The sequence below is a fragment of the Syntrophomonas erecta subsp. sporosyntropha genome (genome assembly GCF_055395365.1).
Genome location: NZ_AP042459.1, coordinates 2,056,436 through 2,072,499, shown reverse-complemented (window position 1 = coordinate 2,072,499; position 16,064 = coordinate 2,056,436). Strand labels below are relative to the sequence as shown.

Below are 16,064 nucleotides of genomic sequence, written 5' to 3'. Positions count from 1 at the left end.
ATAGACTATTCTTGATTTTGTATAAATTCATCCACTTCTTGCTGTTCAGCTTCTTTTTGAGCTTCACGGATAGATAACCCAATCCGTTTTGCTTCCGGATCCATTTTTAGAATTTTAACCTTAATCTGTTCCCCTACCTGCACGACATCCTCAGGTTTTTCTACCCGGCGATCAGCTAATTGGGATATATGAACCAGTCCATCCACACCCGGTTCTAATTCAACGAATGCTCCAAAGGGAGCTAAACGTACAACCGTCCCTTCAATAATGTCACCTTCATGGCACTGTTCCAAGACAATCTCCCAGGGACTCTTAAGCAGTTTTTTACGACTAAGTGAAACCCGTTCTTTCTCCCGATCAAGCCCCAAAACATATACATCCAGCTCTTGCCCTTCATGGAGGATATCAGAAGGATGTTCTACCCGACGATGATCCAGTTCTGACACATGCAACAGGCCCTCATATCCGCCTAAATCAATAAACGCACCATAATCTACTATACGCTTAACCTCACCCTTACGAGTTTGCCCCTCTTCAATACCAGACCAGAACTCCTCTTTCTTACGGGCTTTTTCCTGAGCCACCAATTCTTTACGAGATACCACAATTTGCGATCCCCGTCTCTTATTCCGGTTAAACTCTAAAATCTTGAACTGAAAGGTCTTTCCAATATATTCGTCCAAGTTTCTCACATAACCATCTTCGACATGGGAGGCCGGCAGGAATGCAACTACCCCTACATCTACCAGCAAGCCACCTTTGACACTGCCGGTTACGGTCCCTTCCACCAGTCTATCCTGGTTGAAGTCTTCCTCTAGCTGGTCGAGCATCTTTTTAGAGTCCACTTTTTTCTTGGACAGCAGGATAGTCCCATCATCATCCCATTTTAATACCAGCACCTCTATTTCGTCGCCAACCTCAACTATTTCGCGGGCTGAATCCAGGTCTTTCATAGATAGCTCACGTAAAGGTATAATACCCTCAGATTTTCCCCCTACATCAACCATCACCTCATCATCCCGGACCTCTATTACTTTTCCTTTTATAACATCTCCCCGCGAAGGAGTTGGAAAGTCAGCCATCTCCGCCTCCATCTCAGCGAATGATTCCTCAGTGCTGTTGACCTCCTGTTCCAGTGTCCCCTGGTTTTGTTCCTGGTTGCTTTCCTCAAACGCCGTCATCCTATCCATTACCTCCTTAATTATCCAATCCGGAGTAGAAGCCCCCGCTGTGATTCCTACCCGGGAAACTCCCTTTAACCAATCAGGCTCTATATCATCGGCATTTTGAACCCAAAAAACCGGTACTCCGGTATTTACACACTCTTTATACAGTGTGTTTGAATTGGAACTGGTGGGGTCACCTATTACCAGCATAAGGTCTACCCCCGCGGCCAGTTCCCGAGCCGCTTCCTGCCTTTCCCTGGTAGCAGCGCACAGGGTATTAAATACCCTCATTTCGCCGGTACCTGGTAGCATGGCATTTATCACTGCCAGATAGTCTTTTTCACTTCTGGTAGTCTGGCTAACAACTGCTAGTTTACGGGTTCCTGCCAGTTGGCTGGCCTCTTCAGGACTGCCTACCACCTTACCCCGGCCCCTACTCCAGCCAAGAATACCTTTGACCTCCGGGTGATTAGGATCACCAAATATTGCAATTTCATAGCCTTTTTCAGCCATCGAAGCTACCAATTCATGTACCCGTTTTACCCGGGGGCAGGTGGCATCTTCAATAAATATACCCCGTTTTTTAGCTTCATCAAAAACCTCAGGAGCTACACCATGTGAACGAATAATCAAAACACTATCCGTATTACCGGTTAACTCATCCAGGTTCTGCACCGGTTCAATACCCTGAGTGCGGAAGTGGTGAATTACAGCTTGATTATGCACCAGCGGTCCCAGAGTATAAACCTGGTTTTTACCGCCATATTCTCCGGCGATAGCAACTGCCCTTTTAACTCCAGTACAAAAGCCCGCCTTTTTTGCTATCTCAACCTGCAATTTTGCCGCCTCCACAAAATACTATATAAATTCGTATTATAATTGATAATTCCTGCTTTATTTTGACAAAAGATTGTTAATTTCCCCCATAATCTCACTACTTACCTCATCCAGCAAAGCTGAATTCAGTTTTTGCCCCCTATATTTTTCCAAACTAAGTGGTGTACCTATCCTTACTTTTAATGGACTAAACCATCCCATTGGTAATCCCCGACGGGTACCTACACAGGCTACTGGCACAACTGGACTTCCCGATTTAAGCGCCAACATAGCTACTCCCGCCTGGGCCTTCATATCCTGGCCAGATCGGTTACGTACCCCTTCAGGGAATATGCCCAGTACATTCCCCTGTTCTAAGACTTCCAGTGCTTGGCGAATAGCCGCCCGGTCCGCGGTACCCCTTTTTACCGGGAAAGCATTAGCATGGTTTAAAATCCAGGCCAGAATAGGGTTAGCAAATAGCTCGATTTTAGCCATAAAATGTACGGGACGATTCATAACCAGAGCTACCATAATCGGGTCCCAGTTACTGATATGGTTAGAGGCTATAATCACCGATCCTTTTTTAGGTAGGTTATGTAGTCCTTCGGATTTCAAACCTAGAAATAAAAATATTGCTCCTAAAAGACCCCTTGCAAAACTATAGAACATTTAGACCCCCTGGATCACAGCCAGTATAGAATTTAAAACCTCTTCTATATCCATATTAGTAGTATCTATAACAATCGAATCCTCCAGGACCTTAAGAGCACCTACTTCCCGGTGGGAGTCATTATAATCCCTATCCTGCAGTTCCTTTCCAATTATCTTACTGTCCACCGGGTAGCCCTTATCTTTTAGTTCTCGGATCCTTCTACGGGCCCGCTCCTCAAGACTGGCAGTAATAAAAAACTTATAATCAGCATCAGGAAGCACACATTCACCAATATCTCTTCCATCCATTACTACTGAGGAGGATCGAGCCAGGTTCTTCTGCATTTTAACCATGTATTCACGGACTTCAGGATGGGCAGCCGCCAGGGATACCTGGGCAGTAACCTGCGGGGAACGTATCGCTTCGGTCACATCCTGATCATCGCAAAAAATATGTTGTTCTCCGGAAATAAAGTGAAAATGAATGTGGGTAGTGCGGGCAATTTCACGGAGGGATTCCACATCATCAGTTGCAACACCTCTGGTTATAGCCTTCCAGGTCAGAGCCCGGTACATGGCTCCAGTATCAATATATGTAAATCCAAGCTTATTGGCCAGCATTCTGGCAATAGTACTTTTACCAGCACCAGCCGGTCCGTCGATCGCTATCCTCATGTCTTTACCACCTTGCCATATTCTTATATATTTTATCACAACCAGCTGTAATATAAAACAGACTTAAAAAAACCAAACCATCAATGATAAAAAATAGTGCCTATTTTAAATACCTTTATGGCAATAAGAAACTACTATGCCCCTCCTGCAGCCAAAGGGGTACAATTTTAATTATAAACTCTGTGAAAATTTTCCTATATCCTATACAAGATAAATGGCCTGCTATCGCAAAATTCCATTCAGATTATTCATTTCTTAATAGGTTGCCCATATTGTTACACAGGACTTTTAAGGACAGTAGTTTGAATAATAATTTTAGGAGGGTGTGTTGGTGAAAATTATACACAATATCAAAACAATGCCCAAATTGGTGGCTGCCTTCGCTTTAGTAGCTTTAATGATTGTAATCGGCGGTATCAGTACCCTTAACAATATGAATCACATTAACCAGGCCATGTTTACTATTTACCATGATCACTTACTACCACAATCCAGCCTTCTTTCTATTGCAGATTCAATGGGTTTTATCCGTGCCGACCTATGGCAGAGCATTTATCGGGAAGACTCCCGCTCCCACTCCCTAAAAAGTATAAAAACCCGTCTTAATTTAATTGAGCGCTCTCTAAATGAATACGACCAGGCTCACTTACAAAAACAAGAAAAGGAAATCTACCAGAAATTCAGCTCCAATTTTGATCTTTATTCTAATTCTTTAAGGAAAATCATAACCTTGGTGGAAGAAGGGCAAAATGAAGCAGCCGTAGCAGTTATAGAATCCGATCTGGTTTACAAAGGACAGGCCGCCCGGGATTCCCTTAACCTGCTTATAGAAATTCAACATCAGGGAGCCGAAAAAGCTAGCCGTGAGGGGACTAATCTTTACCATACTTCCCGGGATCAAACCCTGATCATAACCGTATTAGCTTTTTTGCTAGCCATATTTCTGGGCATTGTACTAGCTAGACATATAGCCCTGCCATTAGTGGCAGCAGCTGAACACGCTGGCCGGTTAGCCGCTGGTGACTTTACCGGTCAAATTCCGGCCTGTTTACGTAACCGGCGGGATGAGATTGGTATGCTGGGCTTATCTTTTGAAGACATGGGGCTAAATCTTAAAGAGCGTATAAAAAACACCTTGTCAGAAATAAATGATAATAGCCAGCAAGTTAATGAACTAAGCAAACAACTTAACGAACAGGGGGAAAATATTTCCCAAACTCTGGGGTATATATCTGAGGCAACTGAGGAAATTGCTACCCGTATGGAAGAAATTTCTTACTCATCTAACCGCATGAGTGCTTCCGGGGAACAAATTGCAAATGCTCTCTCCCGGGTAAAAGAACAGGCCGATGAAAACCAGGTACAGGCCCAAAACATAGCCGATCGCGCCGTTAAACTTCAATCTAATGCCCACTCATCCCAGGATGAAGCTATTAATATGTATAGTCGTATTCGTTCCGAACTACTTAAGGCTATTGACAATACCCGGGCAATAGAAAATATTTCTGTTTTAGCCCAGGACATTGCCGCAGTTGCCCGGCAGACTAACCTGTTATCCCTTAATGCAGCAGTTGAAGCCGCCCGGGCTGGAGATCAAGGCCATGGATTTGCAGTAGTTGCCGGCGAAGTAGGTAAATTAGCCCGTGATTCCGCCGCCACCGTGGTCAATATCCAAAAGCTGGCTGATCAGGCTCAAAGCGCTCTAGCTGATTTAATGGAATATAGCCAGGCCTTGTTAAATTTTATTAACGACCGGGTCATCACAGATTATGATTTTATGGTTGACATGGGTGAGCATTATCAAAAAGATAGTAACCTGATTATTGGTCTAACTGAAACTGTAAACGCTTATACCCTACAGGTAATGCAGGCTATGGAAGAAATGAACCAGGCTATTCAGACAACTGCCGCCAATATTACCGATGCCACGGCTCGCACCCAGGAGATAGCCAGTGCCAGCGAATCCGCTAACCGTGTCGCCATGGAAATCCATTCCGCCTCCAGCACTCTGAATGAAGGTTCGGAAAAGCTACACTGTATAATTAAAAACTTCAAAGTATAGTTACTGCCTAACTATTCAACAAATGGTGCAGTTGATCCCAAAAATCAGGAAAAGATATTGCCACCACCTCCGCCCGGGTAATACAAGTCTCCCCAGTAGCAACCAGTCCAGCTACCGCAAGGCTCATGGCAATACGGTGGTCTCCATGACTGTATACCCGGGCTGCCTTGAGCCCTTCCGGATGACCTTTTATTAAAAATCCGTCCTCCTGTTCCTGTATATCTACCCCCATACGGGTCAGTTCACTACAGATAGTTTTTATCCGATCAGTTTCCTTTACTCGGAGTTCCCCAGCATCTTTAACTAATGATTCTCCTTCTGCTACCGCCATAGCTACCGCCAGAACCGGTATCTCATCTATTAAAGAAGGGATTAGATCTCCGCTGATTTCAACCCCCTTAAGGGGTGATGCACAAACCCATACATCAGCTACCGGCTCACCGCCTACTACCTGCTCGTTTTCCAGCCGTACACAAGCTCCCATTTTTCGAAGAACTTGAATAATCCCGGCCCGGGTCGGGTTAACCCCCACCTGACGGATAAGTATTTCCGAACCTGGAATTATAGCTGCTGCCACTACAAAAAAAGCAGCTGACGATATATCCCCCGGGACTACAAAGTCCCGGCCAAACAAGTTGCCATCCGGATAGAGAGTAATAATATCATGGTTACTCTCTATCCGAGCCCCCATAGCCGCCAGCATCCTTTCACTATGATTGCGAGAAGGAGCCGATTCCTGTATTACCGTTTTACCTTCAGCCTGTAGACCGGCCAGTAAAATAGCTGATTTTACCTGCGCACTAGCTACCGGCATCTGATACTGGATTCCCTTTAGCTGTCCTCCCTGGATAGCCAAGGGAGGATAGCTGTTACCATGACGTCCAGCCATCCAGGCTCCCATTTGCTGCAGGGGATCAATAACCCTTTTCATGGGCCGGCGGTTTAAAGACTCATCTCCGCTTACCACGGAAAAAAACGGCCGCCCCGCCAATAGTCCGGTTAAAAGACGCAACGTAGTTCCCGAGTTACCACAGTCTAATACCTGTTCTGGTTCTCCAAGCTGGTTAATACCAGGGCTTTCAATAGTCACCTGGCTGCCTTTTATGTCAATATCAACCCCTAATTGCCCCAAACAATTACAAGTAGACATGGTATCATTGGCTACTAGAAAATTATCAACCTGACTAAACCCTTTAGCTAGGGCCGCAAACATAATTGCCCGGTGAGAAATGGATTTATCAGGAGCTACGCTCAATTCCCCCTTAAGAGGCTGTGATGGTTTTATCCACTTATCCATAGTATCCTCCTATCGTGCCCAAGCCTTTATCGAATGTCGTTGCAAAACCTTTACAGCAACTTCTGCATCATCCAGGGAGGGTACCCCCAGGCGTATAGTACCACCATCGCCTTCCCGAACCCGCAGTATTTCTATATCAGCAATATTTACCCGGGCCTGGCCCAGAATCATGCCCAGATCCCCGATAATTCCGGGCCGGTCCGGAACAATACAGATTACTTCATTTAGGGAGGGCATCAATCCTTTTCTGACCCGGGGAATATGGCACCGGGTTTCCTGAGCCTTTTTTAAATCATTAAAAAGGGCCATCTTTTCTCCTGCCATTAATTGTTCCTTAATTCTGGTCAGAATCTGAATATACCTATCCAGAGCATCTACCACCATAACCTGATTAGAAAATAAAATATCCTGCCAAAGACCGGGACTAGAAGAAGCTACTCTGGTAGTATCCCTGAATCCCCCCGCTGCCAGCATCAATAATTGCTCATCCCCACCGGTAAGGTTAACTAAAGCAGCAGCCGCCAGATGTGGTATATGGCTGACGGCAGCAACCATCCGATCATGTATTTCAGCAGTCATCAGCTTGATTCTGGCCCCAGTTACCTCCAGCAACTGTTGTAACATCTCCAGTTTCTCTGCTGCAGTATCTTCTCGTGGAGTAAGAATATAGACTGCATTTTCAAATAGATAGCGGTCAGCCCCATCAATACCCATTATTTCAGAACCGGCCATCGGGTGACCACCAATCGAACATACCTCCCGGGGAAGCCCTTCATACATTTTTAGCACCTGCTGTTTAGTACTGCCCACATCGGTAACCACCGTTCCTGGCTGAATATATCGGTTAATAGAATCAATAAGCCCGGCAAAGGTTCCCACTGGACTACACAGGAAAAGCACCTGCCCAGACTTAACCCCCTCTGCCAAAGATACTGCCCGATCAATGGCTCCCATATGGCAGGCTTTTTCTAGGGCTTCCCCATTGGGATCTACCCCCAGCACCTGATCCACCCAGGGCGATTCTTTAAAAGCCAGGCCCAGTGACCCACCGATAAGCCCAACCCCGATTATAGTAACATTTAGACCCATTATATATTCTCCTAACTGTGTAGTGCAGCCACCATCCTTTTTACCTTGCTCACCAGCTCTCTAAAATGTTCCGGGGTAAGTGACTGCGGACCATCAGAAAGCGCTTCACTAGGATTCTGATGCATCTCAACCATAATACCATCTGCACCAGCTCCAACAGCTGCCAAAGCCATCGGCTCAACCAGTTTCCATTTCCCTGTTCCATGACTAGGATCTACTATAATGGGAAGATGGGTAAGCTGCTTAATCAATGGCACTGCACTGAGATCCAGGGTATTACGAGTGTATTTCTCAAAAGAACGTATACCCCGTTCACACATAATTACCCGGGGATTACCGCTGGAAATAATATACTCTGCTGCCATAATCCATTCCTCCACCGTAGCTGAAGGTCCCCTTTTTAAAAGTACCGGTTTATTAACTTTCCCTAATTCCCTCAGCAGGAAAAAGTTTTGCATATTGCGGGCTCCTACCTGTAATACATCAACATAATCAGCTACCTCTTCAACCAGACGAGGGTCTACAATCTCAGTGACCACCGGTAAACCAGTTACCCGCCTGGCCTCCGCCAGAATCTTTAGCCCCTCCTTCTCCAGACCTTGAAAAGAATAAGGGGAAGTACGAGGTTTAAAAGCTCCCCCACGCAGCATAGTCGCGCCCGCCTCTTTTACTACCTGAGCTACCTCCAGGTACTTCTCCCGGCCCTCTACAGCACAGGGACCAGCTATAATCTGGATACTGCCATCCCCTACGACCTCATTTCCCACCGGGATCAAAGACTGCTGCTGCTGAAATACCCGAGATGCTAACTTAAAGGGCTGGACAATGGGCACTACCCTTTCCACCCCAGGCAGGGTTTCAAAAAGCTCCATCATCGCCTGGGTTTTTTCCCCCACAGCTCCCATAATGGTCCGTTCTACACCCTGGGATAAGTGAACCTTAAAACCGTTTTCTTCTAACCGATCATGGACCAGCTTAATCTGTTCCTGGCTAGCATTAGCCTCCATGACAATAATCATTTACTCTCCTCCCTTTCTTAACAGGGGTGAGAAAAGCAAAAACCATTAGTGAAGGAAATCACCAATGGTTATTCAACCATACTATTTTCCCACCATCCTGCCATACTACCCATGTAATTTTCATGTAATTTTTGAAAAATCCTACCATACTACACTATCAGCATAACACTTATTCAGACCATTTTACAATCAGCAATTCCCAGACAATAACTCACTATATCTAAAAACCTCTTAAAATACCATCTGGCCGGAAGGTGGATAAAGAGCAGGCCGTAACACCCGGCGAAGGTTCCCGGGCAGGCCGGGCTAAAAACAGGACGTTTGGAGGCGGTCGCGCCGCACGGGTGTGGCGTTGACCGGGTACCGACCTGACCGGGGAACTGAGCCGAAGGTGTTCCGCCCTGCGGAAGTTGGAGCAAGCGGTTTATACACCTTCCGGCCAGCAACGCCCGGTTAGATTAGCTCTCCGGGCCATTACTGAATCCTTATAGAAGAGCGCCCATAACCCCTATCCGCAATTCGGTCAATACCCACTGATAATACCTGCCATTGTAAACCCTGCCGGCGCATCAGCAGACGAGCATTAATAATATAATAGTTATCCTTACCAAAAGGACAAGCTTCCAGGTAATAAATACGCACACCAGATTTTATCACCTGTTTTTTGTAAACATAAACCTGATTTACTGCCAACTTAAAAGGAGAACTTTGCGCCTGCCTTAGCAGTAACCGGGACTGGGTATCCATATCCCGAGCTATTTCCAACTGCAGGTTCTCCGGATCAGATACTCCAACACTATTATTAGGAATACCACTCATTAAAACCCTGACCATAGTTAAACGGGCCACATAATCGGGAAAAAAACCGCCTCCTGACTCTTTAACCCACCAGCCTGAAAAGCATATGACCATAACTATTCCCGTCAAGGCTACCCGGGCAGTGAACAGGCTATTAAACATACGACAAATAATCCTGTGCTGATTCATAGCTGCCTCCGGGAGATTATTTACTATAGTATGATAAAACTTTGCTCCCCTAATACCACGGTTTTCATATACCCAGGTCAGTTTTAGACAAAAAAACACCCGGAAAAATGTCTCTGCAATTTCCGAGTGCTTTTTTAAATATTTTTATTTTCCAGAGCAGCTAATTTAACCACCTGTTCATACATCTGCTGGAAATGATCAAGAGTCAACGACTGCTTACCATCAGAAAGGGCCCGGTCCGGCTCCTGGTGAACCTCCACAATAATACCATCAGCCCCTGCCGCTACTGCCGCCTTTGCTACCGGGATTACCATTTTCCATCTGCCGGTAGCATGGCTAGGATCTACGATGATAGGCAGATGAGAAAGATGTTTAATCAGGGGAACAGCACCGATATCCACCGTATTCCGGGTATAAGGTTCGAAAGTACGAATCCCCCGCTCACATAAAATAACCTGGTCATTACCCCCACTGAGAATATACTCCGCCGCCAGCAGCCATTCCTCAATAGTTGCCGATAAGCCTCTTTTTAACAGAACCGGTTTGTCCACCTGCCCCAGTTGATCCAGCAAAGTATAATTTTGCATATTACGGCTGCCTACCTGGAGAATATCCACCTGATCATATAGCAAATCCAGATCACGTACATCCATAATCTCTGTGACTACAGGCAACCCCGTGATCTGACGCGCTTCCACCATAATAGCTAATCCTTCTTTACCAAGACCCCGAAAAGAATAGGGGGATGTACGCGGTTTAAATATACCGCCTCTTAAAATATGAACCCCGTATTTTCTCAAAGCGCAGGCAACGCTTAGGTAATCCTCCCGGTTTTCCACCGCACAGGGACCAGCAATAACCGTACAATACCCCTGACCGATACGTACTGTACCAGCAGGTGCAGGTATTTCTATTATAGTATCTTTATCCTTATTTTCTCTTGCTGCTAATTTAAATGGTTTCATGTCCCCCTCCATAACACCATTTTACAACAAAAGTTCAGTTGATATTAGCCCTTTCGTCATAATGGTTTTATATTAACTCAGAAACAGTTTCTACATCCTTATCCCCCCGGCCCGAAATATTAACCACCATAACCTGATCAGGTGTCATTTGGGCAGCTGCCTTTATAGCATAAGCCAGGGCATGAGCACTTTCCAAAGCCGGGATAACTCCTTCCAACCTGGAGACTAACAAAAAAGCCTGCAGAGCTTCTTCATCCGTAGCTGATGGATATTGCACCCGCCCACTATCCTTAAGAAACGCATGCTCTGGACCTACTCCCGGATAATCAAGACCAGCCGAAATGGAATAGGCAGAAACCACCTTCCCCTGTTCATCGGTAAGAATCCGGCTCCGAGTTCCATGTAATACCCCTGGCTGCCCCAGGTTTAGTGCAGCCGAATGCAAGCCGGTTTCCAGACCTTTACCAGCCGCCTCTACTCCAATTAATGCTACCTCATCATTTAAAAAAGCATGAAAAATTCCTATCGCATTACTTCCTCCGCCAATACAGGCTACTATGGCATCAGGAAGCCTTTCTTCCTCAGCAATAATCTGCTCTTTCAACTCCCTGCCGATTATCGACTGAAAGTGACGAACCATAACCGGATAAGGATGCGGACCTACAGCCGAGCCAATCACATAGTAAATATCCTCAGGAGTATTTGCATAAACCTCCAGCGCTTTATTAGTAGCATCCTTAAGCGTACCATCCCCATCAGATACTGGTACTACATCTGCCCCTAAAATCTGCATACGAAAAACATTCAGTTTTTGTCTTTCCATATCATGCCGGCCCATAAATACTGTACAATCCAGGCCTAATAAAGCAGCAGCAGTAGCAGTAGCTACCCCATGTTGTCCAGCTCCAGTTTCAGCTATAACCTTCTTACGGCCCATCCTCCGGGCCAGCATAGCCTGTCCCAGGCTGTTATTTATTTTATGAGAACCAGTATGATTCAAGTCTTCCCGTTTGAAATAGATTTTAGCTCCTTTACAATAGGTCGTAAGTCGATCCGCATAATATAATGGAGAAGGTCGACCTACATAATTCTTAAGCAGCCGGGAAAATTCTTTTTCAAATTCCAGGTCAGCAATAGCCCGCATAAACTCTTCATTTAATTCCTTTAGAATTCCCTGTAGCCTATCATTTACATAGGTTCCTCCATATTCGCCAAAATAACCGTTTATATCCGGATTCATCACTTCAACTCCTCGCCAAATTTTAACCTGCTAGTATATATTACGGACCAATAGCCCTTCTGTTTTCTGCAAATTCAATACCGTTAATAATTTCATTATTTGCACTGAGTTTTTCATAATCACATTTGTTATACTAATTGATAGCAAGATTCCCAGGCCTGAAATTTTTCATAACACTCTTTCATATGATATTATTATAATAATTTTTCGTCCAGTAAATCATACAACTTGGCTCCCAGAGTGAAAAATCAACACCACATCCGCCCCCCCGCACCCCCACACAGCAAACCTACCCTGTAAGCTATTACTAAGGCTAACCTTAATGGGGAGGAAAAGAGGTAAAGGCGATTCCAGAACCGTAATTAACCCCGTTACTAAAGGCAATAGCCTCAGAACCAAAACCAGGTGCCCACCACAAACTAGAGTCCGGGCTTTTCCAGAACATTCAGGTTAGCCTTACCCACACAACGACCTATCCAGCAACTAAGCTAAGGCTAACCTTAATGGGGAGGAAAAGAGGTAAAGGCGATTCCAGAACCGTAATTAACCCCGTTACTAAAGGCAATAGCCTTAGAACCAAAACCAGGTGCCGATCACTAACTAGAGTCCGGGCTTTTCCAGAACATTCAGGTTAGCCTTACCCACACAACGACCTATCCAGCAACTAAGCTAAGGCTAACCTTAATGGGGAGGAAAAGAGGTAAAGGCGATTCCAGAACCGTAATTAACCCTGTTACTAAAGGCAATAGCCTTAGAACCAAAACCTGCGCCCACCACAAACTAGAGTCCGGGCTTTTCCGGAACATTCAGGTTAGCCTTACCCCCGCACCCCCACATAGCCACATTACCCTGTAACTATCACAAATTTTATATGATAATAGTAATCAAAACACCATAAGATATTGTATCGAGAAAGGAGAATATCAGATGGGATCCACTATAAAACTAGGTATCTGCCAGATGCAGGTAGGACATAATAAAGAGCAAAACCTACAGCAGGCTGAAAAAATGATTAAATCAGCCGCATCCTCCGGTGCTGAAATCATTATCCTGCCCGAAGTTTTTAACGCCCCCTACCAATCTGATCTATTTCCCCATTATGCTGAACCTTATCCCGGGCCTACTACTACTTGCCTGTCTAATTGGGCACGCCAGTTAGGGGTATGTCTGGTCGGTGGGTCAATTATTGAACGGGATGAAAATAATCTTTACAACAGCAGTTTTATCTTTTCCAGCGATGGATCATTACTAGGTAGACACCGTAAAATCCACCTTTTTGATGTAAATATCTCCGGAGGAGTTACTTTTCAGGAGTCAGAAACTTTAAAAGCCGGCAATTTCCCGGCTATTTTCCAATATAAAGGAATAACTATAGGAGTTATTATCTGTTTTGATATACGTTTTCCCGAGTTAATCCGCTTAATGGCCTTGCAGGGGGTTCAATTGTTAGTAGTACCGGCCGCTTTTAACCTGACTACTGGACCGGCCCACTGGAAGCTTTTGATGCGCTGCCGTGCAGTTGACAATCAAATGTATGTAGCAGCTGCTTCCCCGGCCCGTAATCCATCCGCTTCCTACCAGGCCTGGGGACATTCCATGCTGGTTAACCCCTGGGGCGAAGTAGCGGCCGAACTAGATGAGAAGGAAAATATCATTATTACCGACATAGATGTAGCAAACACCAGCAGGGTTCGCCAGGAGCTACCTATACTCACCCAACGGCGCACCGATCTTTACCAGCTTACTTGGAAGAACAAAGCATAGACAAGCAGCTGGTGTTTCCCAGGTAGAGCGTGGAGCCGGAATATTCATGTATTCAAACTAACGCCATATACCTTTTTGGCAGTAAATTCTATTAGTCTTGTATAAGTGGGAATAACTAACGGAGCAGTCCCCGGGGCAGCATTCACATTATTAAGAGGAAGCCAGATCCGAACGGAGTTTTTGCGCATCTTTGAGATAAACATGTTTTATTTCATTCTGACTCCTATTCGTATTGACATGCAGCAAAACCCTGATGCAACGCGGCAGCGATCCAGGAACCTCGATTTCCTGAAAACACAGCAAAGGCACTTTGTCCCAACCAATCAGGCGAGCTGCCCGGGCAGGAAAAGCCGACCGTAAATCCGGAGTTACAGTAAATAGGGCACTGGCAATCTGGTCAATTTGTAGTTCGTTTTCCTTTAGAATAAAGAGAAGCAGTTCGCGGGTTGCTTCCAATACTTCCTCAGGGGTATCCCGGTTGACGGTAGTAGCTCCGCGTATCCCTCGCATCATCATGACTTCTTTTCCAACCTTTCGGCCTTAATCATGAACTGCCCTGTGTCCAAGGCCAATGGCCACCTCATCAAGATGCAGTAAACCAATACCCAGGAAAATCGCCACACTAACATGATCCTGGTGACGGGCTATACCTATCTTACCGCCTACATTAAGACCTAAGGCCTTAGGCATTATCTGGGCAATGGCTTCCCGGGTAGCTCCGGCTACGGCTCCTTCATCGGCATGAGTATCTTTAATTACCCCTTCGCGTTTAGAAGCTACTACGGCCCGTTCTACAATCTTACCTACCGAAGTAATAAACTCCCCGCCATAATCTACCGCTACCGCTTTTACCTCCTCCTGCTCCAAAAGTACCCTTTTAAGCATGGTTTCTTCCTGGCGAGAGGATGTTAACGCCATCTTTATCGCTGCTGTAGCAACAACTTTACTTCCAATTTCCATATTTAATCCCCGCCTTACCTTTGTTAGTCTATTTTACTATAATTTTACCAATCATTACTATACTCTGGTCAGCAGTAAAGGTTTTACCTTTTTCAGGAAATGATAGGTTGTCTGAACTTTTACTTATACGGTATTCCACTGGAAAATTGTAGGAGGTGGAATCAATTTCCACCACATCTCCGGCCATCAGCTGCAGGGTAACTTCCCGTTCATTAAATACGGTCCGTTTCTCACCATTTACCAGAACCTCGGCCCGGGGCAGAGAAGAAAATTTGTCCATGGATATAGTCAGCACTGCATGAGGGGAATCAAATTCCAGGCCAGATTCAGGTGGGGATACTTTACCAGCAGCCGGATACTCTATCTGCTGTCCTTCCATACGTTCCCCCCAGCTTAAGAATAACCGCATAGAGTCACGAGTCATAAAGCCTTGAACCACAACCAGTGCCACCAATCCAATCACAATGGCCCGAAAAAGAAACTTTTCCACCTGGTTGACCAATCTCCGCACAGAGGATCACTCCCGAGGCAAGTTTTTTCTTCTCTATCTTATGCCCACCTCCGGGAGTTTATCCATGAATTGAACAAAGTATAGCATAAGCCATCGCTGCCGCCCCGTATCCATTATCAATATTAACTACGGCTACACCGGGAGCACAACTATTCAGCATACCTAACAAGGCTGCTAATCCATGAAAACTAGCCCCATACCCTATACTGGTAGGAACAGCAATAACCGGCCTCCTGGTAAGGCCTCCCACCACACTGGCCAGGGCTCCTTCCATGCCTGCGATAACTATAACTACCTGGGCCAGGTTAATCCGGTCTACTCTGTCCAGCACACGATGAATTCCGGCCACCCCTACATCAAAGATACGGTCAACCTTGGCTCCCATAGTTTCCAGGGAAATAGCCGCCTCCTCAGCTACCGGAATATCAGATGTACCTGCCGTTACTACCGCTACACTACCTTGTACTTGGGTTACCTTCCCCCGGCGATAAATCAAACCGGCCGTCTGGTGGTATTCAAGGTCAGGCACCCGCTTACGGGCAGCTGCAAAACAATCGGGATTAGCCCTGGTTCCCAGAATATTTTCACCACCTGCCGCCAGATGTTCCATTATTAATGCCACCTGTTCCGGAGTCTTACCCTGGCAGAAGACTACTTCTGGAAAGTTATCCCGCAGGTTACGGTGATCATCAATGTTGGCAAATCCAAGATCAGTATAGGCAGCTAAGGTTAACTGTTTAGCCGCTTCCTGTATTTCCAGGGTACCCGCTTTAACCCCGGCTAGAATTTCCAACAACTGATCACGTTTCATAAAACCTACTCCTATCTCAATATTCAGAAACATATATCAATGGATTTC

Annotated in this window: 15 protein-coding genes; 2 read left to right on the top strand and 13 right to left on the bottom strand. The window is 45.6% G+C overall.

Annotated elements, in window-relative coordinates; all coding sequences use genetic code 11:
* Positions 1 to 5 precede the first annotated feature (5 nt).
* Genes ACZ5Q0_RS10065 through cmk form a run of 3 tightly spaced genes read right to left on the bottom strand, consistent with a single transcriptional unit; the run spans position 6 to position 3,311 of the window.
* Entirely contained in the window at positions 6 to 2,003 is a 1,998-nt protein-coding gene (locus tag ACZ5Q0_RS10065; protein ID WP_446818120.1) for a bifunctional 4-hydroxy-3-methylbut-2-enyl diphosphate reductase/30S ribosomal protein S1, read from the bottom strand.
* 57 nt (positions 2,004 to 2,060) lie between these two features.
* A complete protein-coding gene (locus tag ACZ5Q0_RS10060) occupies positions 2,061 to 2,654 on the bottom strand; it encodes a lysophospholipid acyltransferase family protein (RefSeq protein WP_446818122.1) in 594 nt (197 codons plus the stop codon).
* The gene (cmk, locus tag ACZ5Q0_RS10055) at positions 2,655 to 3,311 is read right to left on the bottom strand and encodes a (d)CMP kinase (RefSeq protein WP_446818124.1); all 657 of its coding nucleotides are present in this window, start codon (positions 3,309 to 3,311) and stop codon (positions 2,655 to 2,657) included.
* 331 nt (positions 3,312 to 3,642) lie between these two features.
* Here cmk and ACZ5Q0_RS10050 point away from each other — a divergent pair, with 331 nt between their 5' ends.
* On the top strand, positions 3,643 to 5,373 hold the full coding sequence (locus ACZ5Q0_RS10050) for a methyl-accepting chemotaxis protein (protein WP_446818126.1): 1,731 nt from the start codon (positions 3,643 to 3,645) through the stop codon (positions 5,371 to 5,373).
* Between the two features lie 7 nt (positions 5,374 to 5,380).
* On the opposite strand, the gene aroA is transcribed toward ACZ5Q0_RS10050, so the two are convergent.
* From aroA to trpB, 6 genes are all read right to left on the bottom strand, one after another.
* Complete coding sequence (gene aroA, locus ACZ5Q0_RS10045; RefSeq protein ID WP_446818128.1) at positions 5,381 to 6,670, bottom strand: 3-phosphoshikimate 1-carboxyvinyltransferase; 1,290 nt, start codon at positions 6,668 to 6,670, stop codon at positions 5,381 to 5,383.
* 9 nt (positions 6,671 to 6,679) lie between these two features.
* Positions 6,680 to 7,759, bottom strand: coding sequence for a prephenate dehydrogenase/arogenate dehydrogenase family protein (locus ACZ5Q0_RS10040; RefSeq protein WP_447182508.1), 1,080 nt, complete (start codon positions 7,757 to 7,759; stop codon positions 6,680 to 6,682).
* A gap of 11 nt (positions 7,760 to 7,770) precedes the next feature.
* Entirely contained in the window at positions 7,771 to 8,778 is a 1,008-nt protein-coding gene (aroF, locus tag ACZ5Q0_RS10035) for a 3-deoxy-7-phosphoheptulonate synthase (RefSeq protein ID WP_447182507.1), read from the bottom strand.
* Between the two features lie 474 nt (positions 8,779 to 9,252).
* On the bottom strand, positions 9,253 to 9,765 hold the full coding sequence (locus ACZ5Q0_RS10030) for a hypothetical protein (protein ID WP_446818134.1): 513 nt from the start codon (positions 9,763 to 9,765) through the stop codon (positions 9,253 to 9,255).
* A gap of 134 nt (positions 9,766 to 9,899) precedes the next feature.
* Complete coding sequence (gene aroF, locus ACZ5Q0_RS10025; protein WP_446818136.1) at positions 9,900 to 10,730, bottom strand: 3-deoxy-7-phosphoheptulonate synthase; 831 nt, start codon at positions 10,728 to 10,730, stop codon at positions 9,900 to 9,902.
* 67 nt (positions 10,731 to 10,797) lie between these two features.
* Entirely contained in the window at positions 10,798 to 11,970 is a 1,173-nt protein-coding gene (trpB, locus tag ACZ5Q0_RS10020) for a tryptophan synthase subunit beta (RefSeq protein ID WP_446818137.1), read from the bottom strand.
* A gap of 927 nt (positions 11,971 to 12,897) precedes the next feature.
* Between trpB and ACZ5Q0_RS10015 the strand changes: the two genes are divergently transcribed.
* Positions 12,898 to 13,734: a carbon-nitrogen hydrolase family protein gene (locus ACZ5Q0_RS10015; protein ID WP_446818138.1), complete on the top strand. Its 837-nt coding sequence runs from the start codon at positions 12,898 to 12,900 to the stop codon at positions 13,732 to 13,734.
* Between the two features lie 150 nt (positions 13,735 to 13,884).
* On the opposite strand, the gene aroH is transcribed toward ACZ5Q0_RS10015, so the two are convergent.
* The 4 genes from aroH to larB are packed head-to-tail and all read right to left on the bottom strand — an operon-like array spanning position 13,885 to position 16,016.
* Complete coding sequence (gene aroH, locus ACZ5Q0_RS10010; RefSeq protein WP_446820774.1) at positions 13,885 to 14,247, bottom strand: chorismate mutase; 363 nt, start codon at positions 14,245 to 14,247, stop codon at positions 13,885 to 13,887.
* 27 nt (positions 14,248 to 14,274) lie between these two features.
* Positions 14,275 to 14,694, bottom strand: coding sequence for a HutP family protein (locus tag ACZ5Q0_RS10005; protein WP_446818139.1), 420 nt, complete (start codon positions 14,692 to 14,694; stop codon positions 14,275 to 14,277).
* A gap of 28 nt (positions 14,695 to 14,722) precedes the next feature.
* Positions 14,723 to 15,205: a hypothetical protein gene (locus tag ACZ5Q0_RS10000; protein ID WP_446818141.1), complete on the bottom strand. Its 483-nt coding sequence runs from the start codon at positions 15,203 to 15,205 to the stop codon at positions 14,723 to 14,725.
* 58 nt (positions 15,206 to 15,263) lie between these two features.
* Positions 15,264 to 16,016 carry a nickel pincer cofactor biosynthesis protein LarB gene (gene larB / locus ACZ5Q0_RS09995; RefSeq protein WP_446818142.1) on the bottom strand — a complete coding sequence of 251 codons (753 nt, stop codon included), beginning with the start codon at positions 16,014 to 16,016 and terminating at the stop codon, positions 15,264 to 15,266.
* Positions 16,017 to 16,064 lie beyond the last annotated feature (48 nt).